We start from the raw sequence: 26618 nt of genomic DNA, 5'->3' as shown, positions 1-26618 counted from the left end.
CCGTTTCACAGGGACGCCCACGTACCGTGGTGGGGTGACCACGGAGGCGATCGAGGGGAGCGACGGGCGTTCCGCCGTGCCCGAGGGCCCCCGGATCGGGCCGTACCGCCTCATCCAGCAGCTCGGCGAGGGCGGCATGGGGGTGGTCCACCTGGCGCTCGATCCCAGCGGCAGGGCGGTGGCCCTCAAGCTGCTGCGCCCCCACGTCGCGCACGACCGGGACGCCCGCACCCGCCTGGCTCGCGAGGTACAGGTGCTCAGCCGGATCCGCGACGACCGGGTGGCTGCGGTCATCGACGCAGACCTCGACGGCGAACGCCCCTACCTCGTCACGCGCTACGTCCCGGGCCCGGCCCTCGACGACGTCGTGAAGGATGTAGGCCCCATGCGGGGCGAGGAGCTGCTCCGGCTGGGCCGCGGACTCGCCGAGGCGCTCGACGCCATCCACGAGGCCGACGTGATCCACCGCGACCTCAAGCCCGGCAACGTCCTGCTGCTCGACGGCGACCCCGTGCTCATCGACTTCGGGATCGCCCACGTCGCGGACGACGTGCGGATCACCATGACCGGGTTGGTGATGGGCACCCCCGGCTACCTCTCGCCCGAAGTGGTCGAGGGCGCGCCCGTCACCGAGGCGACCGACTGGTGGGGCTGGGCGGCGACGCTCGCCTTCGCCGCGAGCGGCGCCCCGCCCTTCGGCCGTGGCCCGATGGACGTCGTCCTGTCGCGGGTCAGCCGCGGCGAGGCCGACCTCACCGGCGTCGACCCCCGGCTCGCGCCGCTCCTGTATGCCGCCCTGTCGCCCGTGCCGCGCGAGCGCCCCGATGCCGACGAGGTCGTCGACGCGCTGGAGCGCTACGCCACCGGCCAGCCGGTGACCGAGGCACTCACGGCGCCGTCACGGCATACCCGGGCCTTTGAGCACCGGACCACGGCCCGCTGGGAGCGGCCTGCGGTCGCACCCGCGCCGGTCGCCCGGCAGGTCGAGCCGCAGCCGGTCGCGGAGCCCGTCTGGTCGCCCGAGCCGGAGGGCGAGCTGGTCCCGTGGGACGAGCCCGAGGGCGAGCCGTCGGAGTGGCAGGCTGCCTGGGAGGGTGGCGCCAGCCAGCCGGACCCACGCATCGGGCGGCCGGCGCGCACCGGCACGCTGCTGGCACTGCTTGCTGCCGTCGTCGCGGGTGTCGCGGGCTTCCCGGTGGTCGCTGCGGTCGTCGCGGTGCTCTGGTCGTGGGCCGCTCGCACCGCCGACCGGTCCGTCACCTCCCTGGTCCTGCGGCGGCACACCCGCGGACCGCGTCGCTCCGACGTGCCGGTCGCGGTCGTGGCGAGCCCCTGGCACCTCGTCGTGGGCGCGCTCGCCACCGTCGTCAGCGCGGTCCTCCCGCTGGTCGTGGGCATCTGCGCGGTCTTCAGCACGGCCCTGGGCACGGTCGCCGTCTACGGCGGCCAGCCCCACCCCGACTCGTCCGGGCCGCTCGCGGTGGGCGCGGCGGTCGCGGCCCTCATGGCGTGGTGGGGCCCTGGCGGCTCGGGCCTGCGCCGGGGCACCCGCAGCATCGTCCGCGGCGTCAGCCCGGGTACGCGGGGCACGAAGGTCGTCGTGGCCCTCGCCCTGCTCGTGGCGGCAGGGGTCGTAGTGGTGATCGTGCAGAACGGCGGCATCCCGCTGTGGTGGCCCTACGACCCACCCTCGGCCGTGCTGCCCGGGGTGGGCTTGACGGGATGACCGAAGGCGTCCAGGACCGACCCGTTCATCCTCCCGCCAAGCGTCGACCGGTGTTGCGGCACAGCCGGATCTGGCGCGGCGAGGAGCTGACCGAGACCCTGCCGATGGTCGAGTCCCTGCGGCACACGCCCTACCGCAACCCGCGGGTGCGACAGGCGGCGGCCGAGGAGCGCGAGGCGCGGGCCTCGCTCGACCTCGCCCTGCGCGTCGGCGAGCTGATGTTGCGCTGCGGCGCCGGCGCTCCCCAGGTCGAGTCGTCGGTCGTGGCGGTGGCCGCGGCGGCCGGACTCGACAACCTCGAGGTCGACATCACGTTGCAGTCCTTGCTGATCCAGTGCACGACGGGTTCCGGGGCGCCGATCACGATGCTGAGGGTGGTGCGGTCGTCGACGCGTGACTTCGCCCGGCTCACGGCCGTGCACGAGTTCGTCGAGAACCTCGTCGCCGGGTCCTACGACCGCGAGGCCGCCGCCGCCCAGCTGCGCGAGATCCGCCGCGCGCCGCGGTTCTGGCCGAAGTGGACGGTGCGCGGTGCGCTCGGCCTGCTGGCCGCCGCCATCGCGGTGATGCTCGGCGCCGGTCCCGTCGCGACGCTCGTCGCCGGGTTGTCGGCCCTCCTGGTCGGGTATGCCGCGCGGACGCTCGGCAAGGGCGGCCTCCCGGACTTCTACCAGTGTGCGATCGGTGGGTTCCTCGCGACCGTGCTCGCGTGGGGCGCGTTCAGCCTCGGTGCGTCGGGCTGGCTCCCCGTGTCCTCGTCGGACTTCGCCTTCATCGTCGCGGGCGGGATCACCGTGCTCCTGCCGGGTCGCACGGTCGCCTCGGCGTTCGAGGACGCGATCTCGGGCTACTCCGTGACCGGTGCCGGCCGGATGTTCGCGGTGTTCCTCACGACGGCCGGGATCATCCTCGGGGTGGCGACCGGGCTGCAGCTGACCTTGGCCCTGACCAGTGCCTTCGGCCTGAACGTCGCCTCGCCGTCCATCGTGTCCACGCAGGCGCTCAACGCCCCGGTGCTGCTGGCGGTGGTGGGCGCCTTCGTGGTCGGGTTGGCCGGTGCGGTGTCGCTGCGCACGGGCCGGATGCTGGTGGTGCCCAGCGGCGTGCTGTGTGCGGTGGGCGTCGGGGTCTCGCTTGCTGTCTCGAAGGTCGACGGGCTGGGCCAGCTGTCCGCCGCCGGGCTGGCGGCGATCGTGCTCGGGTGTGCGGGACGACTGCTGGCGCTCCGGATGGGCGCGCCGGCGATGGTGCTCGTCGTCCCGGCGTCCTACGGCCTGCTCCCGGGTCTGGCGATCTTCCGCGGCCTCTACGAGATGGTGAACGGGTCGTCGGCCGACTCCGGGACGCTGTCGCTCCAAGGGGGGCTGACCACCCTGCTGGGGGCGATGGCGGTGCTCCTGGCGATCGCGGCGGGCAGCGTGCTGGGGGAGTTCATGGCGGCGCCGTTCGACCACCGCATGGTGCAGAAGCGACGCGCTCGACGGCGCTGACCGGGCCGGGCGGTCCGGGCGGTCCGGGCTGTCGAGCACGAGACTGGTTGTTCGGAAGTTATCCCGGGTCATGGCACGGCGGATCTTCCGAACACGTCGGGCCGCCGGCGCTGACGGGGAACGAAATGTGGCGAATACGCGCCAACCGGTTGTCGGCCTGACGAACGCCCCCTACCGTGTCTTACCTGCGCGAACGCGCGGTCACAACTGCACACGGCATACCCAATCAGCCAAGCACTCCCACCGCGCCGAGCCTCGTCAGGTGGGGGTTTCACCGGAAGATCTCCGGGCACGACGAGGACGGGGAACCCAACGCGGCCACCACGGTGGCCTGGGGGTGAAGCCGGCTCAGGCCGGCCGGGCACCTGACAGCCCGAACCCGACAGCTAACCCCGCAGGCGCCGGTCAGGAGAGGAACCCCCCACCCATGTTCTACGCCCCGAAGCACTCTGCTCGGAAGGCCAACCCTGTTCGACGTCGCGTGACGGGTGTCGCCGTGGCCGGTGTCGCCACCGTCGCAGGTGGCATGGCCACCGCCAGCAGCGCGCAGGCCTCGACGGTCTGGGACCGCGTCGCCGCCTGCGAGAGCGGTGGCAACTGGTCGATCAACACGGGCAACGGCTACTACGGGGGTCTGCAGTTCTCCGACCGCACCTGGGACGGCTTCGGCGGCGAGCGCTACGCCCCGACCGCAAACCGCGCCACGAAGGCCCAGCAGATCACCATCGCCCAGAAGGTGCTGGCCTCGCAGGGCCCCGGCGCCTGGCCGACCTGTGGCGCCCGCGCCGGTCTCACCCGCTCCAACGGTGGCGCGGTCGATGCCGGCTCGACGACCAGCAGGGCCTCGCGCTCTGCCACCCGCCAGGCTCCCGCGGCCCACTCGACCAGCACCGGCACGCTCGTCGTCGACGGGATCCGCGGCCCCAAGACCAACGCCGCCATCGAGCGCTGGGTCGGTGGGTCGGTCAACGGCACGCTGTCCCGCACCGACGTCAAGGCGTTGCAGCGGAAGGTGGACTCGGCCCCCGACGGCGTCATCGGTCCGAAGACGATGCGCGCCCTGCAGACCAAGATCGGCGCCCGCAAGAACGGCGCCCGCTACCTCGACCGCGCCACGGTGCGCACGCTGCAGACCTACCTGAACGCCCGCTGACCCGCTCTCCGCACAGCCGGCGGCCCGACACCTCACGGTGCCGGGCCGCCGTCGTGCGATGGCTGGGTATGGCGCGGGGTCGCCCAGGATGCCGAACCCTCGCCATGCCGCCGGTACGATCGTCGCCGTCTGCTGCGGCAGACCGGCCGGCGTGGCGCAATTGGCAGCGCACTTGTCTTGTAAACAAGGGGTTGGGGGTTCGAGTCCCCCCGTCGGCTCCGCGTGGTTGTTCGACGCGCCTGGCGGTCGGGCCAAGGTCGAGGGGCCTCAGCGGTTCTCGGCCCTGCGCAGCACGGTCTCGAACTGCTTGCCCAGGGTCCGCGCGCCCACGAGGGGGATCAACCCGGCGACGAGCTTGCCCCTGAAGGAGATCGGCTTCCGCTGGAGGCTCACCCGCAGGTCGGTGCCGTCGTCGGCAGGGACGAGCTCGTAGTGCCAGCTGCTCCCCGGTCCCCAGAGGTTCGACTCGAGGGTGTCGATCGTGACGGTGCCGGCAGCGGCGTCCCAGGAGTACCGCTCGCGTTCCCAGCCCATGCTGGTGCCCTCGGTCACCTCGGCCCAGTCGGGGCCCTGGTCGTGGACGGTGAAGTGGGCGTCGTCGACGTTGGGCCACCAGCGGGCCCGGTCGGGGCCGAAGTCCGTGATGACGGCCAGGACCTCCTTCGGCGACAACCTCGTGTGGACGGTGAACTGGGTGCTCGACATGCGAGGTCCTCTTCGTCGGCGGGTGGTGCGGTCAGCAGGTTCGGCCGGGCCGCGCGCCCGGACCGGCTGGCTGACGTGCCCATCATGCGCCACGCCCGTGCTTGGCCCAAGGTTCGAGCGACGTGGTTGACACCCCGGCGACGGTGGGCACGTGCTGGGCGTCCTCGCCGTTCATGTGCCGTTCACCCTCGTGCGCCACCATGGCCCGCATGAGCCGTGGTCGCGGGGTCCCGACGGAGGACCCCCAGAGGTGACGCTCCGCCGCGGCTACCTGGCACCTGCTCCCCGCACCCTGACCGACATCTTCGAGGCGACGGTCGCCCTCGCACCTGACGAACCCGCCCTCGACAACGGGGCGAGCGTCCTGACGTACAGCGAGTTCCACGAGGCGAGCGAGCTCGTCGCCGCCGAGCTCAACTCCCTCGGGGTGGGCCGGGGCGACCGCGTGGGGATCCGGCTGAGGTCGGGGACCATCGACCTCTACGTGGCGATCATGGGCACGTTGGTCGCCGGCGCGGCGTACGTCCCGGTCGATGCCGACGACCCGGACGAGCGCGCCCGGACCGTCTTCGGCGAGGCTGACGTGGCTGCGGTCATCAGCGACGACCTGGTGGTCGAGCTGACGGGCAACCCGGCGGGTCCCGCGGTCGAGGCCGAGGACCCCGACCTCGCCGACGACGCGTGGATCATCTTCACGTCGGGGTCCACCGGCCTGCCCAAGGGTGTGGCCGTGTCCCACCGGTCTGCCGCCGCCTTCGTCGACGCGGAGTCGAGCCTCTTCCTCCAGGACGAGCCGATGGGTCCCGGCGACCGGGTCATGGCCGGCCTGTCGGTCGCGTTCGACGCCTCCTGTGAGGAGATGTGGCTCGCATGGAGGTATGGCGCGTGCCTCGTCCCAGCGCCGCGCTCCCTCGTGCGGAGCGGGATGGAGCTCGGGCCCTGGTTGACCGCCAACCGGATCACGGTCGTCTCGACGGTGCCCACGCTGGCCGCGCTGTGGCCGACTGACGCCCTGGCGGACGTGCGGCTGCTCATCCTGGGTGGGGAGGCGTGTCCTCCGGAGATCGGCACCCGGCTGGCCACCGACGGGCGCGAGGTCTGGAACACCTACGGGCCGACCGAGGCGACGGTGGTGTCGTGCGGGGCCCGCCTCACCGGCGAGGGGCCGGTGCGGATCGGGCTGCCGCTGGACGGCTGGGACCTGGCGGTCGTCGACCCCACGGGCCGGCCGGTGGAGCCGGGTGAGACCGGCGAGCTCATCATCGGTGGGGTCGGACTGGCGCGGTACCTCGACGCCGACAAGGACGCCGAGAAGTTCGCCCCTATGCCGACGCTCGGGTGGGACAGGGCGTACCGCAGCGGCGACCTCGTCCGGAACGACCCTGAGGGCCTGGTGTTCGGGGGGCGCGCCGACGACCAGGTCAAGGTCGGTGGCCGACGCATCGAGCTGGGCGAGGTGGACAGCGCCCTGCTCTCGCTCGAGGGGGTGATGGGTGCGGCGACAGCGGTACGCCACACCGGGGCGGGCCACGCCATGCTCGTCGGCTACGTCGTCCTCTCCGACTCGTTCGACCTCGAAGCGTCCTTGGCGGCACTGCGTGCGTCCATGCCGAGCCCGCTCGTGCCGCGCCTCGCCGAGGTCCAGAACCTCCCCACGCGGACCTCGGGGAAGATCGACCGGGATGCCCTGCCGTGGCCCGTCGCGACACTCGCCGGCAAGGCCAGGGCGAGCGGGCCGGTGCGCCTGGAGGGGACGGCTGCCTGGCTCCAGGAGCTGTGGCTGGAGATCCTCGGAGCCGTGGTGTCCGGACCACAGGAGGACTTCTTCGACGTCGGCGGAGGGAGCCTGGCGGCGGCCCACCTGGTGTCACGCCTCCGCGAGCGCTTCCCCGAGGTGACCGTCGCGGACATCTACGACGCGCCCCGCTTGGGTGACCTCGCCCGCGTCCTCGATGAGCTGGCGGCACCGGCGGCCGCGCAGAACCGCAACGTCCGGCCGGTCCCGGCGAGCACCCAGCTGGGGCAGGTCGCGTTCACGATCCCCTTGCGGACCCTCACCGGCCTCCGGTGGTGCGTCTGGGTGGCGGCGGCCAACAACGTGGCGCACGATGCCTGGTCGATGGACTGGTTGGTCACCGTGCCGTGGTGGGTGGTCCTAGTGGGCTGGCTGGCGTTGGTCACGCCGGTGGGTCGCCTCACGCTCAGCGCAGTCGGCGCTCGCCTGCTCCTCAAGGGGATCGGCCCGGGCCAGTACCGGCGGGGTGGACGGGTGCACCTGCGACTGTGGGCCGCCGAGCGGCTCACCGACGAGCTGGGCGCGGCCAACCTCGCGAACACCCCGTGGATGCGTCTGTACGCCCGCGCCCTGGGAGCCAAGGTGGGCCGCCACGTCGACCTGCACGGCATACCCCCTGTCACGGGGCTGGCGCGGTTCGGTGACGAGTGCTCCGTCGAACCCGAGGTGGACCTGGCCGGGCACTGGCTCGACGGCGACATCCTGCACCTCGGGCGCGTCGACATCGGCGAGGCAGCGCGGATCGGTGCCCGCAGTACCCTGGCACCCGGGAGCTCGGTCGGTGCGCGGGCCGAGGTGGCGCCCGGGTCGGCAGTCTTCGGCGCCATCCCGGCGGACGAGGCGTGGGCCGGTGCGCCCGCTCGGCGGGCTGGTCGGGCGCGCGGGCCCTGGGACGACCGGCGGCCGCTCAACCGGCCCGTGTGGCTCGCCGCCTACGGCGCAGTGGCCGTGCTCGTCTCGCTCCTCCCCGGGATCGCCGTGCTCGCGGGAGCGCTCAGTGTGTCGGCACCCCTCCGTGACGCGACGGGGCCGGGATCCGCGCTGACCACCGCCTTGGTCTGGCTGCCGGTGGCGACTGTCGTGGGACTCCTCACGCTCGCTGCGCTCGTCCTCGCGCTCGTCCGCCTGCTGGGCATCGGCCTGACGAGTGGACACCACGCGATCAACGGCCTGCGGGCCTGGCAGGCCTGGTCGACGATCCGGGTCCTCGACGAGGCACGCACGTGGCTCTTCCCCCTCTACTCCAGCAGTCTCACGCCCATCTGGCTGCGCCTCCTCGGTGCGCGGATCGGACGCGATGTCGAGGCCTCCACGGTGCTCCTGATCCCGAAGCTCACCACGGTCAACGACGGCGCGTTCCTCGCCGATGACACCCTCCTCGGTGGCTACGAGCTCGGCGGTGGCTGGCTGCGGATCGAACACGTCAAGGTCGGCAAACACGCCTTCGTCGGCAACTCGGGCATGACCGCCCCGGGGCGCCGGGTGCCCAAGCGCGGGCTTGTCGCTGTGCTGTCGGCCGCGCCGCGACGCACCAAGGCCAAGGCCGGCACGTCCTGGCTGGGGAGCCCACCCACGGAGCTGCGCCGCCCCACGGAGTCCGGCGACACCAGCCGCACCTACGACCCGCCGCGACGCCTGCGCGTGGCCCGCGCAGCGGTGGAGGTATGCCGCGTCGTCGCCGTGGTCGTCCACCTCGCCATCTGTCTCGGAGTGATCGCCTTCACCGAGTGGGCTGCGATCGAGCTCGGTTGGGGTTGGGCCGCGGCCACCACCGGACTGGCCCTGCTCGCTGCCGGCGCGGTGGCCGCCACAGCAGCAACCGCGGCCAAGTGGCTGCTGGTCGGACGGATCCGCGCCCGGGACTTCCCGCTCTGGAGCTCCTTCGTCTGGCGCAACGAGCTGGCGGACACGTTCGTCGAGGTCGTCGCGGCTCCGTGGTTCGCCCGCGGCGCCACTGGCACCGTGGTCCTCAACTGGTGGATGCGCTCGATGGGCGCCACCATCGGGCGCGGAGTGTGGTGTGAGACCTACTGGTTGCCCGAGGCCGACCTGGTCACGCTGCAGGACGGCGTGACCGTGAACCGGGGATGCGTCGTGCAGACCCACCTGTTCCACGACCGCCTGCTGAGCATGTCGGCGGTCACCATGCGCACCGGGTCGACCCTGGGCTCCAACGGGGTCATCCTGCCCGCCGCGGTCATCGGGCGGCACGCTACGGTCGGACCCGTGTCTTTGGTGATGAGGGGCGAGTCCGTGCCCGACGGGACCCGCTGGATCGGCAACCCGATCGGGCCGTGGCCCGCCGACGACGTCCTCGGGGTCGGCCCCCGGTGATCGACCGAACAGACCCCTACCTCGCTGGGCACGGTGACCTCACGTTCGACGTCGACCGCTACGAGCTGGCGCTCGACTACAAGGTCGACACCAACCACCTCGCGGGACGGGCGACCTTGGTGTGCCGGGCGGTCGAGTCGATCGAACGGCTCCACCTCGACCTGCACGCGTTGCGGGTGTCGAAGGTGACCGTGGACGGCCACGCACCGCGCAAGTACGCCCACCGCGCGGGACGAGTCGTCCTCCAGCCCCAGGCGAAGCTCGAGGCCGGGCAGGAGTTCACCGTCGTCATCTCCTACTCGGGGCACCCCACGACGGTGCCGGGCCCTGACGGGGGTGCCGGGTGGGAGGAGCTGAGTGACGGCGTCATCGTCGCGGCGCAGCCGGACGGCGCGCCCTCGTGGTTCCCCTGCAACGACCGTCCCTCCTCGAAGGCGAGCTACCGGTTCGAGGTGTCCACCCCACCGGGATACCGGACCGTCGCGAACGGTGACCTGCTCACCGTCCGCACGACTTCGAGCCGCGTCGTGTGGGTCTACGACCAGCCCGAGCCCATGGCGCCCTACCTCGCCACCCTCCAGATCGGGCGCTATCGCCGGACGGTCCTGGATGGTTCCCCGGTCGCCATGGCCGTCGAGGCCTCGGCCGGCCAGACGGTCGAGGCCCACAAGGCCCTGGCCCGCCAGCCCGAGATGATGAGCACCTTCATCGACCTGTTCGGGCCCTACCCCTTTGCGGCCTACACCGTGGTGGTCACGGACGACGTCCTCGAGATCCCGCTCGAGTCCCAGACGTTGTCCACGTTCGGGTCCAACCACCTGCGCAAGGACTGGGAGGCTCAGCGACTCATCGCCCACGAGCTCGCCCACCAGTGGTTCGGCAACTCCGTCACCGCAGCGCAGTGGCGCGACATCTGGCTGCACGAGGGCTTCGCCTGCTACAGCGAGTGGCTGTGGTCCGAGGCGTCCGGCGGACCGGCGGCGCACCTGATGGCCGTCGACCACTGGAAGCGGCTCGCCGCAGCACCCCAGGACCTCGTCCTCGCCGACCCGAAGCGCCCGCTGATGTTCGACGACCGGGTCTACAAGCGCGGAGCCCTGTTGCTGCACGCCCTGAGGTTGTCCATCGGGGACGAGTGCTTCTTCGACCTGCTCCGCGACTGGGCCGCGACCAACCGTCACGGCACGGTGACCACCGACCAGTTCGTCTCCGCTGCGACGACTGCGGCAGGTGGCGTCGACGAGGTCCGTGTCCTCCTGCACGACTGGCTGTACGAGACGGCGCTCCCGCCCTTGCCAGCACTGACCTGAGTCAGCCGAGCGGGTCCACCCATCGGGCCGGGCTGGTGGCGGCCACGCTGCAGACGAAGGCGTCGTTCGGTGGGGTGTCGGTGATCACCACGTCGACCCGGCTCCCGAGCAGAGCCCGCCGGGCACGCGGCCGTCCGCCTGTGTCGAGTCGATGGCGCCTGCCATGCACCGCCGGAGGACCGTCGAGCACGGGGCGCCATGCGCTCGACTCGTCCAGGTTCCCGTGACCCCACTTCACGATCGCCTCCGCCCGCACCCACGCGGGGAGAGACGACACGCTTGCCACGTCGGGTCGGAGGGGTTCGATGTCCACGCCGATCGCGTCAGGCCCGACGGCGGCCGCCACGTATCCGTGCGAGTGCGACCAGGAGATCTCGGCCCCCGGCACGTCGACGGAGGGCCGCCCATGGGGCCCGCCGCACACGTCGCAGGTCTGGGACACCGTGGGACGCGAGATCCACTCGAGTGGCGAGCCCGGCGCGAGCCGGTGGCGAAGGAGCAGGCGGGTGAGCACCCTCGCAGCGAGGAAGTCGTCGCGGTCGACCACTGCCGACAAACGGGCACAGCGGGCGGCCTCGGCCGGGGACAGCAGGTTTCGCGCGTCGAGGCTGCCGCTGACGTGCGCGAGGACGTTCGCTGACGGTGCCCAGGCGAAGAGCACAGCCGGTGGTGCCGTGGCTTTCCAGCGCCTGGGACTCATGGGCGGCGGGTCATCGTCGACGCCTCCTCGCGAACCGCTGGACGGTCGCCGACATCGGGAGCACGCTTGACTCATGGTCGCAGTGCTCGGATGGCTGGCCCTGGTGGTGGGCGTGCTCGGTTTCGTCGTCGGGCTGCGTCGGAGCCGTCGTAACGACGAGCTCGAGCGTGGCCTCATCCTGTGGATGGTGCTGGCCTGGGCCGGGGCAGCAGCCCTGATCGGCGCCGGGATCGACTAGGCCGGGGTACGCCACTGACCGTGAGGGAGCCGGCCTCACTCTTTGGTGACCCCGATCCGCACCTTGCCGCTTCCCGTGCACTCGGTCAGGTGCGCCTCTGCGTCCCGCCTGGCCTTGCCGCGCGCCCGGCGGGCGGGTCCCACCCAGTTGCAGCTCTTGCAGAACCCGAAGGTGAACGAGCCGTCCTCCCGCACGGAGACATGGTCCTCGACCTTGGTGAGCTTCGCGCGGTGTCGCTGCCCCTCGTCGTCGGTGACGGTGAGCCGGTGGCCGTCTCGGCTCCGGAACCGGAGGATGCGCTTGGCCACGGGCTCATTGTGCCTCACCGTCGACCCCAGCGCAGGCGCTCTCTCCCGCCGCCTCGTCGGAGCGAGGGGTGCTGGCCGGAGCCCTAGGGCTTGGGGCCGGATCGACCGCGGGTCAGGTCGGGGTGTCTCGCAGGATCGGTCAGCACCGCCTCGGCGACCTCGACGAGCCGATGGTGGTTGGCGCGGGCGTAGCGACGCATCAGGTCGAAGGCGAGGTTCACGTCGACGCCGTGGATCCGTGCCAGGGCACCCTTGGCCTGCTCGATCATGATCCGGCTGTTCAGGGCTCGCTGCAGCTGCTCGGTGAGGACCTCACCGCTGCGGATGGTGCGCTCCTGGAGGAGGGCGATCGTCGCGATGTCGGCCAGCGACTGGACGATCCGGGCATCGGGAGGTTCGAGCGCGCCCGGCTCCGTGCTGAAGAGGTTCATCGCCCCGATCACCCTGCGCTGGTGGCGCAGGGGGAAGGCGTGCACCGACCGGAAGCCTGCTGCGACGGCACGCGGCGCGAAGTGCGGCCAGCGTTCGTCGCCCGTGCTGAGGTCGGCGTTCACGACCGGCTCGCCGGTGTGGAAGCAGTCGAGGCACGGACCCTCGCGGTACTGGAGCTGGAAGAGCTCGAGGAGCTTGATCGACTCGGCCGACGACGCGACGTACTGGAGCTGTCCCTGAGGGTTGGCGAGGAGGAGGCCGGCAGAGGAGGCGCTGCTGACCTGGGCGGTGTGGTTGGTGAGCGTCTCGAGGAACTCGATGACATCGAAGTCGTCGACGAGGGTGTCGGCTGCGTCCACGAAGATCTCGGCCAACCGGTCAGTGGAGATCATGGCGAGTCCTTCCCGTCCGGACGTCCGCCGCTGAGTCCCACCGAGTCACGGCTTGTCCTGACTCAACCTCAGGTTACCTTCCACGATGTCGCGGGCGACATCCGTCAGGCTCCGGTCGTGCGCGTAGGCGTGGGCCCTCATTCTGGCCATCGCCTCGTCGAGGCTCACTCTCAGGTCGACCATGACCATCCCCTGCGCCTGGTAGACCTCGAGCCGGTAGGCGAGCGCGTCGTCCAGGTCTGCGAGGCCGCCGGCGTGGGTCGGCGTCTGCGTGTCGAGCAGGAGCCCCATGGCGATGTCCGCGAACGTCAGGGCCTGGGCGAGAGCGCCTTGGGTGAGCGGGCCCGGCTCGTCGCGGTAGACGTCCAGGGCTCCGGCCCGGGCCGTGCCGATCTGCAACGGGAAGGCGAACACCGCGAGGACCCCCTCACCCTGCGCCGCGGCGGCATACCCGGGCCATCGGCTGCTGCCGTGACCGAACAGGTCCGGCTCGAGGACGGGCCGACGCGACGCGTAGGCGTCGATGCAGGGGCCCTCGCCCAGGGTGAACTGCAGCTCGTCGAGGTGTCGGCTCACGAGGTCGGACGCCGCGACGGTGCCTCCGCGGGACGTGTCCTCGGTCAGCACGCTGACTCCCACGCCCTTGGCGGGGAGGGTGCGGGTGAGTGCCGAGCAGAGCTTCTCCATCCGGACAAACGGCCCTCGAGGGCGAAGGGAGGAAGTCGGCTCGGCGTCGATCAGCTGGTTCGCGCGGGCGACCCGTGCGTCCGCGTCGGGCATCTCAAGGACCCAGACGTTGGCCGGCGGGCGACCGCCTCAGGTGTGCCACCAACTCAGACTAGACCCGCCCTGGTGGTTTCGCCCCGGCGCGCCCGGGCGTAGCGTGGTTGCGAGGCTACCCCGGACCCCGGTGGCGAACTGCTATCGGGGGAGCCCGCCATGAATGCACAACCCTCCCACGGCAGGCCGGCCCTGCGTCTGGTCTCGCCCGTGAGCGTCGGCGACGACCAGCCCAGGCGAGGTCCTCCTGCCTTGGCCGAACCACCCCGTCTGGCACCGCCCACAGCGTTCGACGCACGCGACACGCTGGCGGTGACCCATCACGACGAGGGGAGCGTGTGGGTGATGAAGCTGGCCGGTGAGGCGGACCTGATGAGCCTGGCCGAGCTCGTGCAGGGGCTGACCCAGGCCTTGTCGACGGATCGGGGTGTCGTGGTCGTCGACGTCGCGGGGCTGGACTTCTGCGACTCCCTCTGCGCCACGGCCGTGATCGAGGCCAACTGCAACGCTCCGGAGACGCAGGTGGTCCTGGTCGGCGCACACGGAATGGTCGGGCGGGTGTTCGACCTGCTCGACCCCGCGGAGACCTTGGCCCGTCACGCGTAGGTCAGGCAGGGCGGGCCGGAGCTGGGTCAGGCAGGGTGGCAGGAGTTGCGGGCAGGACGCGTGCGCCCGGCTGCGGGTGGGAAGCGCGCCCCTCGACCTTGGGGGGACTGAAAGGGAGGGGCGCGCATGACCCGCCCCAGTACACGGCGCCGGACGCTCCACCGGGCCCTGGAATGCGCATTGCCCCAGACGGCAACCGGTGTGCGACCGGGGTCTGGGGCAGCAAGACCACAGTACGCCCCGACTCGGCGGAGCGGAAGGTGCGAGGAGTCAGCCGTCCGTGTCAGCGGCTGGGCCGGTCGAGGGTCCGGGCGCTGATCCGGCTCCGCTCTCGGCGTGGAGCTGAGACCACTGCTCGTCGTCCGCCCACTGCGTGTCGCACACCATGCAGCGGAAGGCCGGGTGGGGGCGCGTCTCGTGGGAGCCCTTGGCTGGCGGCAGCATGACGCTCGTGGCCTTCGGGGACCCGCAGCGTGGGCACGTGTGGTTCGCCATGCCGCCCTCCTCAAGCGCAGTTGCCTACCTCCAGTATGCGCACGGTCTACCCGGTCGCGCCTCGCCCAAACCCGCAGGCGCTCCGCCCGAGGCCGCCCGTGGTGGCCCCGCCCCCGACCGCCGCTGCCGGTGAGGTTTGCAGCGCACCGCGCTGGACACGGCATACCGAAGAGCCTGGACCGTGGAAGAGGCGGAGTGCAGCCCTGGGACGTGGGATCGCTGCCGTCCTGGTCGGTCGCAGCGGCGTCCAGCCCGGTCGCCGTGAGGGGGGTCGGGCGACCGGGCTGGACTGACCGGCCGGGTCCCGGACTACTACAGGGGAAGGACCGGCCCGGCCACGGCTTCGCCGCGGACCCAGTGTCGCCAGCCCTCCCTGAATGGATCCTGAGTGGACCGGGGTGGGTCAGGCAGGTCGGCCGGCGCCGCCGGGGCCGCCGCCGGTGTTGGTGGTGATGGTCTTGAGGTCCTTGCTGACCTCGAGCATGACGGGGGCGCCGGCCTTGCTGCCGAAGACGTCGTAGGAGCCGTCGGGGTCCATCCGGACGGAGGTGACGGTCACGGTGGAGTCCTTGGCCTTAACCGCTGCGGTCACCGTGGCGAGTGCGGTGCCGGTGACCGGGGTGTCGTTGCTGCCGCCACCGCCGTGACCACCGCCGTGACCGCCACCGGCGTTGGTGGTGATGGTCTTGAGGTCCTTGCTGACCTCGAGCATGACGGGGGCGCCGGCCTTGGTGCCGAAGACGTCGTAGGAGCCGTCGGGGTCCATCCGGACGGAGGTGACGGTCACGGCGGAGTCCTTGGCCTTGACCGCTGCGGTCACCTTGGCGAGTGCGGTGCCGGTGACGGGGGTGTCGTTCGATCCTCGCCCGCCGTCGGCGGACTCGCCTCCCGCGACCGAGTATGCCGTGGTGCTGGCGGCCGGGCTGGAGGCGCCGGAGAAGGCGGCGGCACCGATGACGATGCCGGTCGCTGCGACCAGGCCGGACGCGGCGGTGACGATGCGGGTGTTGATCATGACGGGTGGGTCCTTTGCTCTCAGGACGCCCGACGGGTGCCAGGCGATGACCCGACTCTGGAGACGCTGGCTGTCAGCAACCTATGGACGTGCTGGGGTGTGGCTGGCAGTTCCTCCGGCCACGGTCCCCAGACGACGTAGCGCCGCACGCGGCAGCGCCCGCCGGGCGCTGCGAACGCGACCGGGGCTGACGATGACGCACTGGACGCCGTAGGGGCGAGCCCGCGCGGCCAGACCGCGCACCAGCTCGTCGAGGCCGCGCTCGGCCGAACGGTAGCCGACCATCGGCTGGCGGCTGCCCCCTGCCGCCCCCGACGAGACGACGACGAGCGTCCCGTGGCGTTGGGCCGCAAGGAGATTGACGGCGGTGTTCGCCACCAGCGCGGGCCCGGTGAAGTTGTCCCGCAGGAGGCGCTGGAGTCCAGGCTCACCGGGCGCTGGTGGGTCCGTGCCGAGGTGGTCCGACCTCTCGCCCGGTGACCCGACAGCCACGACCACGAGGTCGAGTCCGCCCATTCGGCGGCTCGCCTCCGCAAGGAGCATGCTGATGGCCGCGGTCCCCCAGTCCGCCTCATAGGCGAGGACGCTCGTCTCGTGGCCGTCCTCGCTGAAGGCCGCCTCGGCTGCCTTCAGGTGCGGGCTCTGGCTCCCCGCCAGGGTGACGACCGCATCGTCGGCGGCATCGACCAGCCGACGCACGATCGGCAGACCGATCTCCGATGACCCACCCACGAGCAGGATCCGGCGCGCGCTCCTGCTCATGACCGCGCTCCGCCGCCTGGGCAGGATCGCTGACGCGAGATCGTTCACGCCTCGACCCTAGGAAGAGCACCCTGAGCCTTCCCTGAGACGACCTCGGTGGGGGCATCGGTGGGGGCGTCGGTGGGGGCGTCGCGCGTTCAGGAGTCCTTCAGGTGTGGCGTTGCTAGCCTGCTCGACGTCACTGATGAGGGAGCGGACGAGGTCGATGAAGCGCTGGTACTCGTGGTCCCTGCAACGGCGCGTGCTCGTGACCTCAGGAGTCCTCGTGACCGTCATGATCGTGATCGGGGTGGCCGCCTTCGCGGCTGCCCTCGACCGCATCCTCTACAGCGCCTCCCTCGACGCGGCCCGCGCCCAGGCGGCGCAGGTGGCGCAGCTGGTATCGAGTGGTGAGTCACCGGCGACCCAGGCGCTGACCGAAGTCCCGGTCCAGGGCGCTGTGCTGCAGGTGCTCGACTCCACCGGCCGGGTCGTGGCTGCCTCTGAGCGGAGGCTCGAGCAGAAGCCGATCACCAACCTGCGGCCGGTGGTCGGCCACGTCGACGTCGCCCAGGTGACGACGATCCCGGGCGAGGTCGGTGAGCCGCACGCGATCGTGGCCCAAGGTGTCGCCGACCCGAGCGGCGCGGAGTACATCGTGGTGGTGGGCTCGCCCCTCAACATCGAGACCGACATCGTCCAGACCGCGACCGTCCTGCTGGCGGTTGGATCAGCAGCCCTGCTCGTCCTGCTCCTCTTCCTCATCCGCCGGGTGCTCCAGCAGGCTCTCGCTCCCGTCGAACGGATCCGCACCCAGGTGTCACAGATCAGCCAGGTGCGCGGGCGGGGCAGCATCGACGTCCCACCGACAGGTGACGAGATCGCCCGGTTGGCGGAGACGATGAACGACATGCTCACCCGGCTGGAACGGGCCGACGCCTCCACGCGGCGGTTCGTCTCCGACGCGTCCCACGAGCTGCGGAGCCCGCTGGCGACCATCCGGGCGACCGTCGAGGTGTCGGGGCGAGGCGGGGCTCCCCAGGATGCGCGCGACCGGGTCATCCACGGTGAGGCCCTCCGCATGCAGGGGCTCGTGGACGACCTGTTGACCTTGGCGAAGGCCGACGACGGCGCCCCCATGCTGAAGGAGGACGTCGACCTCGACGACATCGTGGACGGGGAGGCGCGCCGCGTCCGTGCCACGGGGGTGGACGTCGAGGCGGACATCGCGGCGGCTCGCGTGGTGGGTGACCCGATCCGACTCGAGCAGATGGTGCGCAACCTCGTGGACAACGCGGTGCGGCACACGACCGGAAGCGTGGCGCTGTCCGTGGGCACCGAGTCCGGCCAGGTCGTGGTGCGCGTCGACAACGACGGACCGCCGATCCCCGACGCCGATCGCGACTCGGTCTTCGAGCGGTTCACCCCGCTCCAGGAGTCTCGCCACCGTGACACCGGCGGCAGCGGCCTGGGCCTGGCGATCGTGCGGACCGTGGCCCAGGCCCATGGCGGCACCGCCATCGCGACGCAGACGCCGGAAGGAAGCTGCCGCTTCGAGGTCCGGCTCCCGGCAGGTGGGGAGGTCGAGGGTTAAACCTCGACGTCGCCCTGGGGCGTGCCACCGTCAACGGGCATGAGTCGGTAGCCCATGCCGCGGACCGTCTCCACCGAGGTGACGCCGAACGCCGCGTCGACCTTGCGACGCAGGTAGCCGACGTAGACCTCGACGATGTTGTCGCTCCCGTCGAAGTTCGGGTCCCAGACGTTGTCCAGGATCTCGGCCTTGGACAGGACCACCTCGGGGTGCCGCATCATGAACTGGAGGACGGCAAACTCCTTGGCAGTCAATGAGATCCGGTGACCGTTGCGAGTCACCACCCGCTTGTTGGGGTCGAGCTCCAGCCCACCCACGGTCAGGCTGACCGGGCGAGCGGGGGCGCCACGGCGGACCAGGGCCCGTAGCCGGGCGACCAGCACGATGAAGCTGAACGGCTTGGTCAGGTAGTCGTCCGCGCCGAGCTCGAAGGCGTCGGTCTGGTCGTACTCACCGTCCTTGGCCGTGAGCATCAACGTCGGCGCCCAGATCTCGAGCCCCCTGATGTTTCGCAGCACGTCGTAGCCGTTGCGACCCGGGAGCATGATGTCGAGGACGATGACGTCATAAGGGTTTTCGGTCGCGAGCCACTGGCCGGTCACCCCGTCGTGCGCGACGTCCACGACGAACCCCTCGTTGACGAGCCCTCGTCGGATCGTCTCCGCCAAGGCCTTCTCGTCCTCCACCAGCAGCACCCGCATGACTATGACCCTGCCCGGGAGTCCGGCCGGCCGTCCAGCCCATCACCGCGCCGGAGGACCGCCGGCAAGCGCAACGGGCGCTCGCGGCATACCGTCCACGCTGCGGCGGCGCAGGCGAGCACGGCGATCGCCAGCGCCCAGGACGCGACCACGTCGGTGAGCCAGTGGTACCCGAGGTAGAGGCGGGTTGCCCCGACGACTGCACTCGCGACCACCCACCCCAGCACGACGAGCACTCGGGCGGCGCGGCTCCCGGTCCGCTCGAGGAGCAGGCCTGCGACGAGTCCGAAGAACACCGTGGAGAAGAGCGTGTGCCCGGAGGGAAAGGCGAAGCTGCTGTCGAGCGGACCGAGGACGTCGGCGGCCGGTGGGCGCTGCCGCCCGATGAGGTGCTTGAGCCCGATGCTCAGGGCGCCGGCCGAGCCCATGCTGGCCGCGAACAGCACGGCAGTGGTCCAGGCGCGCTTCGCGACCGCCAGCCAGGCCAGGACGAGGACGGTCAGGATGGCCATGGCCGGCTCGCTGCCGATGGTCGTGACGACCTGAGCGGCAGCGCTCACGAGAGGCGTCCTGGCGTGCAGCAACCACGCAGTCACCGCGGGGTCGTGGGCGGCGAGACCGCCGTGCCCCTCGGCTCCGTCGGCCAGCAGGCCGGTGAGCGCGACGCTGAGGGCGAGGACGGTGCCCAGGGCGATGCCAGGTATGCCGCGCAGCTCGTCGAGCGGGCGGGCGTGCGGTCGTGGCGGTGCGGCCTGCGCCGTCGAGTGGGGCAAGGGATTCCTCCGGCAGTGTGGTTTCGTCCACTGTCGAGGGTCTGGACTGAGGGGTTCCTGAGAGCGAGCGGTATCGGGGTCCTCCGCTCAGGAACGGTTCAGGCGGGAGTCGTGATGGTGGGCGCAGCCAGTTGGCGCCGCCCACCAGGAGCAGGACATGACCGTGCCAGTCCACGCACCGACCGCCACCCCAAGGCCGTCGGGTGCTGCCCGTGGTGCCAACGGCCCCCAAGCCCTTCGCTGGACCGGTGCCACCGTGCTCGCGCTCGCTGCCTTCGTGTGGGTCCTGCCCCGGACCACTGGCGCTGCCTGGTCGGATGTCCGGTCCGTCCTGGGCGACCTCCGACCAGTCGAGCTCCTCCCCCCTGGTCGGGGTCTGGGCCGCAGGACTGCTCGCCTACTCGTTCGTCCTCACCGCAGCCCTGCCCGGGCTGACTCGACGTCGGGCACTGACCCTCAACCTGACGGGCAGCGCTGTCTCCAACGTGGCACCGATGGGCGGGGCACTGGGCGTGGCCGCCAACCTGATGATGGTGCGTGCGTGGCGTTTCCGTCCGTCGGCCTTCGCGGCCTACACCGTCGTCACGAACATCTGGGACGTGATGGGCAAGCTGGCCCTGCCCCTCGTGGCCCTCGCCGCCGTCCTGGTGGGCCAAGGCCTGACGAGCGCACCACTGCAAGCGGCCGCGGCGACGACCTGCACGGTCCTGGCGCTGGTGCTGGCTGCCATCGTGCTCACCCTGCGCAGCGACCGGGTCGCCGGCATCGTCGGACGCGCGGGCGCCGTGGTCCTGCGGCGGGCGGCTCCTCGACGGATGGCTCAGCGGGCCGACGGGTTCGAGGCCGCGTTGCTGGACACGCGGGCCCGCGTGAGCGCGGTCATCGCGCGGACGTGGCTCCAGCTGACCGGTGGGACGATCGCCTACCTGGCCCTCCAGGGCGCGCTCTTGTGGGCCTGCCTGCATGCCGTGGGTGCCACGTCGCCACTGAGCGTGGTGGCCGCCGGGCTGGCCGTCGAGAGGCTCCTCACCCTGGCGGTGATCACGCCGGGTGGGGCGGGCCTCGCGGAGGCGGGGTCGGCGGGCGTGCTGGTGGCGCTGGGCGTCGACCCGCTCACGGCTGCCGCGGGGGTCCTGCTCTACCGCGGTTTCACGTTCCTGCTGGAGATCCCCGTGGGAGGCCTCTGGCTCGGCGGCTGGGTCGTCGCGCGCGCCCGGGTCGCGCGGCGACCGGCATGAGGATCCTGCACGCCACCGACACGTTCGGGCCGACGATCGGGGGGATCGAGGTCCTGGTGCGCGACCTCGCGGCGCGACAGGCAGCCGCGGGGCACGACGTCACCGTCCTCACCCGCACTCCGGGCCCCGACTCGCCAGACCTCGGCCCGGTGACCGTCGTCCGGGAGCGCCGTCGGATGGCCGAGCTGGTCAGCAGCAGCGATGTCGTCCATGCGCACGTCTCGGCCTGTTCTCCGCTGGCCCTGCGCACCGCCGAGGTCGGGGCCTCCATGGGTGTGCCGACGGTCGCCGCCGTTCACTCGATGTGGGGCAGCGCGTGGCCGCTGGTCCGTGCCGTCGCCGGCGTCCGTGGCTGGCTGTCGGCACCCATCCAGTGGGCGGCCGTGAGCGAGGCGGCGGCCGGACCGGTGCGGCGGGCGCTCCCCGGCCGAAGCGTCATCGTCCTGCCGAACGCCGTGGACGTCGGTGCGTGGGCGCCGCAGTCGCGACCTCCGTCGCCGGGTGCGGTCACGATCGTGTCGGTCATGCGGATGACGCACCGCAAGCGGCCGCTCGCCCTGGTCGAGGCCCTGCATCGTCTGCGGGGCGAGCTCCCGTCGGGGGTGCCGGTCCGAGCGGTCCTCGTCGGTGACGGCCCACAGCGCCCGGCGGTCCTGCGTGCGGTTGCGCGGCACCGGCTCGACGCGTGGGTCTCGGTGCCCGGTGCGATGGACCACGCGGCCATCAAGGACCTGTACCGCTCGGCGCACGTGTTCGTCGCGCCCGCCACCCTGGAGTCGTTCGGGATCGCCGCCCTGGAAGCCAGGGCGTCCGGTCTGGCCGTCGTCACGCGGTCGCGCACGGGCGTCAGTGACTTCGTGGTGCACGGGCAGGAGGGACTGGTGGCGCAGTCCGATGGTGAGCTCGCGGACGGTCTGCTCCGACTCTGCACCGACCCGCGGCTGCTCGACACCGTGCGCAGGCACAACACGACGCACCCACCGTCGTTCGACTGGTCAGATGTCTTGTGGCGCAACACTTATGGCTACGAACTTGCAGCGGGGCTGGTTGGTCGCCGGGTCGACGCGACACCCTCTCAGGCGTCACTCAGCCGCTTGCCCCCAGAGTCTGCGGCATGACTTCACGAACCGGCATGACTCCAGGAACCGGCCCCATGAGCCGCGACCGTCCGCTCCTCGCCTTCGTCAACCGCGTGCCAGAGGTCACGCTCTTCTTCTGGGTCATCAAGATCCTCGCGACCACCGTCGGGGAGACCGCCGCCGACTACCTCAACGACACCCTCGGGTTCGGCCTCAACGGGACCTCGGTCGTGATGACCGCCCTGCTGGCAGTGGTCCTGACGATCCAGTTCCGGGCGCGACGGTACGTTCCGGCGATCTACTGGTTGGCCGTCGTACTGGTGAGCATCGTCGGCACCCTGGTCACCGACAACCTCACCGACAGCCTGGGCGTGCCGCTCCCCGTGACGACCGCCGTCTTCGCCGTCGGCCTGGCGCTCGCGTTCGCCGGCTGGTTCGCGTCCGAGCGCACGCTGTCGATCCACACGATCTACACGGCCCGCCGCGAGGGCTTCTACTGGCTGACCATCCTCCTGACCTTCGCCCTGGGCACCGCCGCGGGAGACCTGCTGGCCGAGCGCCTGGCGTTCGGGTACTTCCCGTCGGCCCTGCTGTTCGCCGCTGCCATCGCCGTGATCGCCCTGGCGCACCGCCGCGGGGGACTGGCTCCGATCCCCGCCTTCTGGGCCGCCTACGTGTTGACGCGACCCCTCGGTGCCTCGATCGGCGACCTGCTGTCGCAGGCGAGGGCTGACGGTGGTCTCGGGCTCGGCACCACTGGGACCAGCGTGCTGTTCCTCGTCGCCATCGTTGGCCTGGTCACCTACCTGGCCCGCACCCGTGTCGACCGCAGCGAGCCCGAAGTCGTTGCGACCGAAGGCGAGACCGTCAACGTGGCGTGAGTCGGCTTCTGCTTGCGCCTCCCCGGCGGGCCCGTCGAGACCGATGAGCCGTTTGCCGGGCTGTGGGACGGGTAGGACACCAACGCCACAGCCGCGAACGAGTGAGGAGCCATACCCATGTCCGAGAACGCGACCCCCACCGAGGATGCGAACACGTCGACGCAGGACACGGGGGCACCCGCGATCGGCCAGGACGAAGAGCAGCGGGACGGCGGCCCGGGATCGCACACCGAGGACGGCTCGGGCGGCACCGTCGACGACCCGGCCAGCGGTGGCGTGCCCGAGAAGGCGGACGAGGACAGCTGACCGCGAGGGCTGGCCCGCGGGTGAGCGAGCCCGGACGGGTCAGTCCTGGTCGCGGCGCATCATGCCCAGGGGCAGTACCAGCCAGTTGACGACGAAGAGCAGCAGGCTGGCCCCGGCGGCTGCGACGGCCACCCCCGTGTCGGCGACCACGTCGAAGATCACGAAGGCGACGGCCGAGACGGCTAGCGCGAGCGCCACCAGTCCGACCCGGGCGCACCGGTTGGCGAGGGCGACCAGCGCTGCCTTCTGGTGCTTGCGGAACAGGATCCGGTGAGCGCTGACGGGAGCGACGAGGAAGGCGGTCGCGACCACGGCGAGGGCGAAGGCAACGAGGAACACCACTCGGTTGACGTCCTCGATCTGGGTGAACCGCTGCTGGAAGGGCAGCGTGAGCAGGAACCCCGCCAGGATCTGTACGCCGGTCTGCACCACGCGCAGCTCCTGAAGCAGCTCGTCCCAGTTGCGGTCGAGGCGCTCGAGGGGGGTCTCGTTGCGGCCGTCGTGTGCGCTGCCGGCGTCGGCGTCGTTGTCCATGCCCCACGTCTACCCCCGATTCGTCCCCGCAACCAGACCCCTCCCCTGACCGACAGAAAACCGTCTGGCCTTGCGCCGCGGTCCACCTGGTGGTTGTGTAAAGGCAGACACATCGGTCCAAAAGCGGTGCCGTGTCCCCTCAACTCGACGGGATTCGCCATGGCACTCGCAACACCAGTTCGGACCACGACCCTTCAGACCACCCCCCTTCAGGCGGATCGCCTCCCGGCGGGTCGCCGGTATGCCGCGGAGCGCGAGCACTCCACCGCGGACACCCCCGACCACGCCCGGGCCGAGGCGCTGCTCGCCGAGGTCGAGACGTGTCACGACCGGTGGCGGCGGGGCGAGCTGCGGCGCGAGGCGGTCGTCCTCACCCTCGACCTCGTCGACGGGGTGGCGCGGCGCTATCACGGCCGGGGCATGGAGCGCGACGACCTCGTCCAGGTGGGCCGGATGGCCCTGGTCAAGGCGGCGAACGGCTACCGTTGCGGTCTGGGAAGCAGCTTCGCGGCATACGCGGTCCCCACGATCTCGGGAGAGATCAAGCGGCACTTCCGCGATCAGGGCTGGCTGGTGCGGCCACCGCGGCGCATGCAGGAGCTGCGCGCCGCGGTGTCCGGGGAGCAGGAGCGGCTGCGCCAGGTGCTGCTGCGCGAGCCCACCGACGTCGAACTGGCGCAAGGGCTGGGCGTCAGCACCGAGCAGGTGCGCGAGGTGCACTCGTGCTCGATGGCCTACCACGCGATGCCCCTCGACCTCTTCGACGGACCCGGGCTGCCGGGAGGCGAGCACTGGTTCGACGACGTCGTGGTCGCCCGTGACGCGCTCGGCAATGCCTTGGTGGGGCTGAGCGACCGCGACCGGCTGATCATCCGTCTGCGGTTCGTCGAGGAGCAGACCCAGAGCCAGATCGGGGAGGTGCTGGGGGTCAGCCAGATGCAGGTCTCACGGCTCCTGACCTCGATCCTCCAGCGGTTGCGTGACTCGATGAGTGCCGAGGGGGAGGTGGCCTGACGATGAAGGTCGGCTACTTCCTGTCCTGTGAGGAGTACGGCCCCGAGGACCTCGTCGAGCAGGCCGTGCTGGCCGAGCGGGCCGGCTTCTCCGGCCTGTGGATCAGCGACCACTTCCACCCGTGGAACGACGAGCAGGGTCAGAGCCCGTTCGTCTGGTCCGTCATCGGTGCCATCTCGCAAGCCTGCTCGCTGCCTGTGACCACCGCCGTGACGTGCCCGACCGTGCGACTCCACCCAGCCCTGGTGGCGCAGGCGGCCGCTACCTCGGCGTCGATGCTGAAGGGGCGGTTCATCCTCGGTGTCGGCAGCGGGGAAGCACTCAACGAACACATCCTCGGCGGGCCCTGGCCACACGCCGAGCGACGTCTGGGGATGTTGGAGGAGGCCGTGGAGGTCATCCGTGCCCTGTGGTCCGGCGAGGTGGTCTCCCACGTGGGGGAGCACTACGTGGTGGACACCGCGCGCATCTACACGTTGCCCGACCAGGCACCGCCCATCTACGTCTCAGCCTTCGGCCCGAAGGCGCTCGAGGTCGCGGCGCGGATCGGGGACGGGTTCATCACGACCAAGCCGGACGGGGAGGCCGTCGGCGAGTTCAGGCGGCTCAAGGGCGATGACCGGGCTCCCGCCATGGCCGGGTTCAAGGTGGCCTTCGCCGACACCGCGAGCGAGGGACTGGATCACGCGCACCGCCTCTGGGCGAACTCCGGGGTGCCGGGTGAGCTCGCCCAGGTGCTCCCGTCGCCGCAGCACTTCGAGCAGGCCTCGACCTTGGTAACCAAGGAGTCGACCGGCGAGTCGGTCGTCTGCGGCAACGACGCCGAGGAGCACCGCAACGCGTTCAAGCCATATGCCGAGGCCGGCTTCGACGAGGTCTTCGTCGCCAACATGGGTCCGCACTGGCGGGAGATGATTGAGTTCTACGGCGAGCAGGTCCTGCCCCGGCTGTCGTGACCTCTCAGGGCCCGCTACCCCACGTCCCCTGGGCGGGCTCCGGTCGGGCGGCCTGCAGCGCGTCGAGGAGGGCTGCGAGGTCCTGGAAGGTGAGCTCGGCGCCGGCGTTCTCGAGCTCGGGCGCACTGGTCCCACCCGTCGCGACGCCGATAGCCACGGCGCCGACCCGGGTGGCGGCTTCCATGTCCCACACCGAGTCGCCCACCACCATGACGTCCTCGGCGTCCAGCCCGGCGCGGTCGAGGGCCGTGGCGAAGACGTCGGGGGCTGGTTTGGTGCTGTCCACGTCGTCTCCGGTGACGATGACGTCGAAGTCGGGGTGGTCGAGCACGTCCATCATCGCCCAGAGGTCCCGCTCCCCTCCGGACGAGGCGAGGCCCACCGTCATCCCGGCGTCCCGGCACCAGTTGAGCAACGCGCGCGCGGCCGGGAGGGGGTGCAGCCGCTCGTGCCACGTGCCGAACAGGACGTCGTGGGCGGCGCTGATCTCGGGGTCCTGGGCCCGGTCTCGACCATCGCCGAGCAGGTGGTCCAGCACGTGGTCAGACCCCATCCCCACCGTGTGGTGGACCGCGGCCATCGGGCGGGAGTGACCGAACTGCTGAAGGGCCTCCCACCAGCAGAGCGTGTGCACGTAGGTCGAGTCGACCAGGGTGCCATCGAGGTCGAAGACGATGCCGCTGGCTCGCGTCAGGCTGTCGGACATGGTGCCTCCCCACCGCCCGGGGACCACCGGGCGTCGTACGTGTTCCCCTCCATGGTGCCCCCGGAGCGGCCGGGCCAAACCTGGGGGTTTGCCCGTCCTGCGGTCGGGTAGGACCCGGACGGTGACGCGCCCGCTCGCTCACGCCACCGGCATACCGCTCCCCAGCGAGTGCACAGGAGGTCACCATGCCTGCACGCAAACCGGGCCCGTCGGTCAAGGACCCCGAGATGTACGAGGCGCTGCGCGACGACGGCGCCAGCAAGGAGAAGGCGGCTCGGATCTCCAACGCCGCGTCGAACAGCTCGAGGAGCGCCGTGGGTGCCAAGGGCGGTCGCAGCGGTGACTACGAGGACTGGACCAAGCAGGAGCTCCTGAAGCGCGCCCGCCAGATCGGGATCGAAGGACGCTCGTCGATGTCGAAGGCGCAGCTGATCACGGCGCTGCGGGACCACTGAGCCGACGACCATGGACACCTACGCCTCGCAGCTTCGTCCCGACGGGACGACCTTCCCGCCGGTCACCCCGGACCCGCCCCTGCCGCCCGGCTACGAGCCACCGCCGGAGCTCGAGCCAACTCTGCCGGAGCCGCAGGAGGACGAGCCGTCGACTGAGTGAC

Annotated in this window: 27 protein-coding genes, 1 tRNA gene and 1 riboswitch; of the genes, 17 read left to right on the top strand and 11 right to left on the bottom strand. The window is 71.4% G+C overall.

Features of this window, described 5'->3' with window-relative positions:
• The first annotated feature begins 34 nt into the window (after positions 1-34).
• From ACXJKD_RS11945 to ACXJKD_RS11930, 4 genes are all read left to right on the top strand, one after another.
• Positions 35-1726: a serine/threonine-protein kinase gene (locus ACXJKD_RS11945; RefSeq protein WP_457254784.1), complete on the top strand. Its 1692-nt coding sequence runs from the start codon at positions 35-37 to the stop codon at positions 1724-1726.
• A complete protein-coding gene (locus tag ACXJKD_RS11940) occupies positions 1723-3216 on the top strand; it encodes a threonine/serine ThrE exporter family protein (RefSeq protein ID WP_457254783.1) in 1494 nt (497 codons plus the stop codon). Before ACXJKD_RS11945 ends, ACXJKD_RS11940 begins: the two co-directional genes overlap by 4 nt.
• Before the next feature lie 262 nt (positions 3217-3478).
• Positions 3479-3632: riboswitch (cyclic di-AMP (ydaO/yuaA leader) on the top strand.
• Positions 3633-3643: 11 nt separating this feature from the next.
• Positions 3644-4369, top strand: a complete 726-nt coding sequence (locus tag ACXJKD_RS11935; RefSeq protein ID WP_457254782.1) for a transglycosylase family protein — start codon at positions 3644-3646, stop codon at positions 4367-4369.
• A gap of 145 nt (positions 4370-4514) precedes the next feature.
• Positions 4515-4587 (top strand) — tRNA-Thr (locus ACXJKD_RS11930).
• Positions 4588-4636: 49 nt separating this feature from the next.
• Here ACXJKD_RS11930 and ACXJKD_RS11925 read toward each other — a convergent pair.
• Positions 4637-5074: an SRPBCC family protein gene (locus tag ACXJKD_RS11925; RefSeq protein ID WP_457254781.1), complete on the bottom strand. Its 438-nt coding sequence runs from the start codon at positions 5072-5074 to the stop codon at positions 4637-4639.
• A 250-nt stretch (positions 5075-5324) separates the two neighbouring features.
• Between ACXJKD_RS11925 and ACXJKD_RS11920 the strand changes: the two genes are divergently transcribed.
• Positions 5325-9203 carry a Pls/PosA family non-ribosomal peptide synthetase gene (locus ACXJKD_RS11920; RefSeq protein ID WP_457254780.1) on the top strand — a complete coding sequence of 1293 codons (3879 nt, stop codon included), beginning with the start codon at positions 5325-5327 and terminating at the stop codon, positions 9201-9203.
• The gene (locus tag ACXJKD_RS11915; protein WP_457254779.1) at positions 9200-10513 is read left to right on the top strand and encodes a M1 family metallopeptidase; all 1314 of its coding nucleotides are present in this window, start codon (positions 9200-9202) and stop codon (positions 10511-10513) included. The genes ACXJKD_RS11920 and ACXJKD_RS11915 overlap by 4 nt, the downstream gene beginning before the upstream one ends.
• A 1-nt stretch (position 10514) precedes the next feature.
• Here the strand turns inward: ACXJKD_RS11915 and ACXJKD_RS11910 are convergent, their stop codons facing one another.
• Positions 10515-11213, bottom strand: a complete 699-nt coding sequence (locus ACXJKD_RS11910; RefSeq protein WP_457254778.1) for a 4'-phosphopantetheinyl transferase family protein — start codon at positions 11211-11213, stop codon at positions 10515-10517.
• Between the two features lie 73 nt (positions 11214-11286).
• On the opposite strand from ACXJKD_RS11910, the gene ACXJKD_RS11905 reads away from it, so the two are divergent.
• On the top strand, positions 11287-11451 hold the full coding sequence (locus ACXJKD_RS11905; RefSeq protein WP_457254777.1) for a hypothetical protein: 165 nt from the start codon (positions 11287-11289) through the stop codon (positions 11449-11451).
• Positions 11452-11486: 35 nt separating this feature from the next.
• On the opposite strand, the gene ACXJKD_RS11900 is transcribed toward ACXJKD_RS11905, so the two are convergent.
• The 3 genes from ACXJKD_RS11900 to ACXJKD_RS11890 form a co-directional block, all read right to left on the bottom strand.
• On the bottom strand, positions 11487-11759 hold the full coding sequence (locus tag ACXJKD_RS11900; RefSeq protein WP_457254776.1) for a hypothetical protein: 273 nt from the start codon (positions 11757-11759) through the stop codon (positions 11487-11489).
• A gap of 83 nt (positions 11760-11842) precedes the next feature.
• Positions 11843-12583: a GAF domain-containing protein gene (locus ACXJKD_RS11895; RefSeq protein WP_457254775.1), complete on the bottom strand. Its 741-nt coding sequence runs from the start codon at positions 12581-12583 to the stop codon at positions 11843-11845.
• Positions 12584-12628: 45 nt separating this feature from the next.
• Positions 12629-13363, bottom strand: coding sequence for a GAF and ANTAR domain-containing protein (locus ACXJKD_RS11890; RefSeq protein WP_457254774.1), 735 nt, complete (start codon positions 13361-13363; stop codon positions 12629-12631).
• Positions 13364-13675: 312 nt separating this feature from the next.
• Between ACXJKD_RS11890 and ACXJKD_RS11885 the strand changes: the two genes are divergently transcribed.
• Positions 13676-13969 carry an STAS domain-containing protein gene (locus ACXJKD_RS11885; protein ID WP_457254772.1) on the top strand — a complete coding sequence of 98 codons (294 nt, stop codon included), beginning with the start codon at positions 13676-13678 and terminating at the stop codon, positions 13967-13969.
• Positions 13970-14867: 898 nt separating this feature from the next.
• Here the strand turns inward: ACXJKD_RS11885 and ACXJKD_RS11880 are convergent.
• Positions 14868-15479, bottom strand: coding sequence for a hypothetical protein (locus ACXJKD_RS11880; RefSeq protein ID WP_457254771.1), 612 nt, complete (start codon positions 15477-15479; stop codon positions 14868-14870).
• 81 nt (positions 15480-15560) lie between these two features.
• Complete coding sequence (locus ACXJKD_RS11875) at positions 15561-16241, bottom strand: SDR family NAD(P)-dependent oxidoreductase (RefSeq protein ID WP_457254770.1); 681 nt, start codon at positions 16239-16241, stop codon at positions 15561-15563.
• A 184-nt stretch (positions 16242-16425) separates the two neighbouring features.
• On the opposite strand from ACXJKD_RS11875, the gene ACXJKD_RS11870 reads away from it, so the two are divergent.
• On the top strand, positions 16426-17814 hold the full coding sequence (locus ACXJKD_RS11870; RefSeq protein ID WP_457254769.1) for a sensor histidine kinase: 1389 nt from the start codon (positions 16426-16428) through the stop codon (positions 17812-17814).
• On the opposite strand, the gene ACXJKD_RS11865 is transcribed toward ACXJKD_RS11870, so the two are convergent.
• Both ACXJKD_RS11865 and ACXJKD_RS11860 read right to left on the bottom strand, forming a co-directional pair.
• Positions 17811-18515, bottom strand: a complete 705-nt coding sequence (locus ACXJKD_RS11865) for a response regulator transcription factor (protein WP_457254768.1) — start codon at positions 18513-18515, stop codon at positions 17811-17813. The genes ACXJKD_RS11870 and ACXJKD_RS11865 overlap by 4 nt on opposite strands.
• A 2-nt stretch (positions 18516-18517) precedes the next feature.
• Positions 18518-19288 (bottom strand): phosphatase PAP2 family protein, encoded by a 771-nt coding sequence (locus ACXJKD_RS11860; protein WP_457254767.1) that lies wholly within the window; start codon positions 19286-19288, stop codon positions 18518-18520.
• 317 nt (positions 19289-19605) lie between these two features.
• Here ACXJKD_RS11860 and ACXJKD_RS11855 point away from each other — a divergent pair, with 317 nt between their 5' ends.
• The 4 genes from ACXJKD_RS11855 to ACXJKD_RS11840 all read left to right on the top strand — a co-directional run bounded on the left by ACXJKD_RS11855 (position 19606) and on the right by ACXJKD_RS11840 (position 22792).
• A complete protein-coding gene (locus tag ACXJKD_RS11855; RefSeq protein ID WP_457254765.1) occupies positions 19606-20526 on the top strand; it encodes a lysylphosphatidylglycerol synthase transmembrane domain-containing protein in 921 nt (306 codons plus the stop codon).
• The gene (locus tag ACXJKD_RS11850; RefSeq protein WP_457254764.1) at positions 20523-21644 is read left to right on the top strand and encodes a glycosyltransferase family 4 protein; all 1122 of its coding nucleotides are present in this window, start codon (positions 20523-20525) and stop codon (positions 21642-21644) included. Before ACXJKD_RS11855 ends, ACXJKD_RS11850 begins: the two co-directional genes overlap by 4 nt.
• Positions 21641-22486 (top strand): COG4705 family protein, encoded by an 846-nt coding sequence (locus tag ACXJKD_RS11845; protein ID WP_457254762.1) that lies wholly within the window; start codon positions 21641-21643, stop codon positions 22484-22486. The genes ACXJKD_RS11850 and ACXJKD_RS11845 overlap by 4 nt, the downstream gene beginning before the upstream one ends.
• Before the next feature lie 117 nt (positions 22487-22603).
• On the top strand, positions 22604-22792 hold the full coding sequence (locus ACXJKD_RS11840; RefSeq protein ID WP_457254761.1) for a hypothetical protein: 189 nt from the start codon (positions 22604-22606) through the stop codon (positions 22790-22792).
• Positions 22793-22831: 39 nt separating this feature from the next.
• Here ACXJKD_RS11840 and ACXJKD_RS11835 read toward each other — a convergent pair whose 3' ends face one another.
• The gene (locus tag ACXJKD_RS11835) at positions 22832-23326 is read right to left on the bottom strand and encodes a DUF6328 family protein (protein WP_457254760.1); all 495 of its coding nucleotides are present in this window, start codon (positions 23324-23326) and stop codon (positions 22832-22834) included.
• A 159-nt stretch (positions 23327-23485) separates the two neighbouring features.
• On the opposite strand from ACXJKD_RS11835, the gene ACXJKD_RS11830 reads away from it, so the two are divergent.
• Together ACXJKD_RS11830 and ACXJKD_RS11825 are read left to right on the top strand one after the other, a co-directional pair.
• Entirely contained in the window at positions 23486-24340 is an 855-nt protein-coding gene (locus tag ACXJKD_RS11830) for a sigma-70 family RNA polymerase sigma factor (RefSeq protein ID WP_457254759.1), read from the top strand.
• A 2-nt stretch (positions 24341-24342) separates the two neighbouring features.
• A complete protein-coding gene (locus ACXJKD_RS11825; protein ID WP_457254758.1) occupies positions 24343-25296 on the top strand; it encodes a TIGR03557 family F420-dependent LLM class oxidoreductase in 954 nt (317 codons plus the stop codon).
• Positions 25297-25300: 4 nt separating this feature from the next.
• Here the strand turns inward: ACXJKD_RS11825 and ACXJKD_RS11820 are convergent, their stop codons facing one another.
• On the bottom strand, positions 25301-26002 hold the full coding sequence (locus ACXJKD_RS11820; protein ID WP_457254757.1) for an HAD family hydrolase: 702 nt from the start codon (positions 26000-26002) through the stop codon (positions 25301-25303).
• 185 nt (positions 26003-26187) lie between these two features.
• Here ACXJKD_RS11820 and ACXJKD_RS11815 point away from each other — a divergent pair, with 185 nt between their 5' ends.
• Positions 26188-26457 carry a DUF7218 family protein gene (locus tag ACXJKD_RS11815; protein WP_457254756.1) on the top strand — a complete coding sequence of 90 codons (270 nt, stop codon included), beginning with the start codon at positions 26188-26190 and terminating at the stop codon, positions 26455-26457.
• Positions 26458-26467: 10 nt separating this feature from the next.
• Entirely contained in the window at positions 26468-26617 is a 150-nt protein-coding gene (locus ACXJKD_RS11810) for a hypothetical protein (protein WP_457254755.1), read from the top strand.
• Position 26618: the final 1 nt, after the last annotated feature.

The sequence above is a fragment of the Pedococcus sp. P5_B7 genome (genome assembly GCF_054049895.1).
The sequence above is the reverse complement of the archived record's forward strand: the minus strand, read 5'-3'. Positions and strand labels throughout refer to the sequence as shown.

Bases quoted from the DNA above. Each gene is read 5' to 3' on its own strand.
- ACXJKD_RS11890 (WP_457254774.1), bottom strand. From the start codon at position 13,363: ATGCCCGACGCGGACGCACGGGTCGCCCGCGCGAACCAGCTGATCGAC.
- ACXJKD_RS11810 (WP_457254755.1), top strand. From the start codon at position 26,468: ATGGACACCTACGCCTCGCAGCTTCGTCCCGACGGGACGACCTTCCCG.
- ACXJKD_RS11830 (WP_457254759.1), top strand. From the start codon at position 23,486: ATGGCACTCGCAACACCAGTTCGGACCACGACCCTTCAGACCACCCCC.
- ACXJKD_RS11815 (WP_457254756.1), top strand. From the start codon at position 26,188: ATGCCTGCACGCAAACCGGGCCCGTCGGTCAAGGACCCCGAGATGTAC.
- ACXJKD_RS11875 (WP_457254770.1), bottom strand. From the start codon at position 16,241: ATGAGCAGGAGCGCGCGCCGGATCCTGCTCGTGGGTGGGTCATCGGAG.
- ACXJKD_RS11940 (WP_457254783.1), top strand. From the start codon at position 1,723: ATGACCGAAGGCGTCCAGGACCGACCCGTTCATCCTCCCGCCAAGCGT.
- ACXJKD_RS11905 (WP_457254777.1), top strand. From the start codon at position 11,287: ATGGTCGCAGTGCTCGGATGGCTGGCCCTGGTGGTGGGCGTGCTCGGT.
- ACXJKD_RS11895 (WP_457254775.1), bottom strand. From the start codon at position 12,583: ATGATCTCCACTGACCGGTTGGCCGAGATCTTCGTGGACGCAGCCGAC.
- ACXJKD_RS11820 (WP_457254757.1), bottom strand. From the start codon at position 26,002: ATGTCCGACAGCCTGACGCGAGCCAGCGGCATCGTCTTCGACCTCGAT.
- ACXJKD_RS11855 (WP_457254765.1), top strand. From the start codon at position 19,606: ATGTCCGGTCCGTCCTGGGCGACCTCCGACCAGTCGAGCTCCTCCCCC.
- ACXJKD_RS11870 (WP_457254769.1), top strand. From the start codon at position 16,426: ATGAGGGAGCGGACGAGGTCGATGAAGCGCTGGTACTCGTGGTCCCTG.
- ACXJKD_RS11845 (WP_457254762.1), top strand. From the start codon at position 21,641: ATGACTTCACGAACCGGCATGACTCCAGGAACCGGCCCCATGAGCCGC.
- ACXJKD_RS11910 (WP_457254778.1), bottom strand. From the start codon at position 11,213: ATGAGTCCCAGGCGCTGGAAAGCCACGGCACCACCGGCTGTGCTCTTC.
- ACXJKD_RS11925 (WP_457254781.1), bottom strand. From the start codon at position 5,074: ATGTCGAGCACCCAGTTCACCGTCCACACGAGGTTGTCGCCGAAGGAG.
- ACXJKD_RS11850 (WP_457254764.1), top strand. From the start codon at position 20,523: ATGAGGATCCTGCACGCCACCGACACGTTCGGGCCGACGATCGGGGGG.
- ACXJKD_RS11880 (WP_457254771.1), bottom strand. From the start codon at position 15,479: ATGATCAACACCCGCATCGTCACCGCCGCGTCCGGCCTGGTCGCAGCG.
- ACXJKD_RS11825 (WP_457254758.1), top strand. From the start codon at position 24,343: ATGAAGGTCGGCTACTTCCTGTCCTGTGAGGAGTACGGCCCCGAGGAC.
- ACXJKD_RS11840 (WP_457254761.1), top strand. From the start codon at position 22,604: ATGTCCGAGAACGCGACCCCCACCGAGGATGCGAACACGTCGACGCAG.
- ACXJKD_RS11865 (WP_457254768.1), bottom strand. From the start codon at position 18,515: ATGCGGGTGCTGCTGGTGGAGGACGAGAAGGCCTTGGCGGAGACGATC.
- ACXJKD_RS11835 (WP_457254760.1), bottom strand. From the start codon at position 23,326: ATGGACAACGACGCCGACGCCGGCAGCGCACACGACGGCCGCAACGAG.
- ACXJKD_RS11935 (WP_457254782.1), top strand. From the start codon at position 3,644: ATGTTCTACGCCCCGAAGCACTCTGCTCGGAAGGCCAACCCTGTTCGA.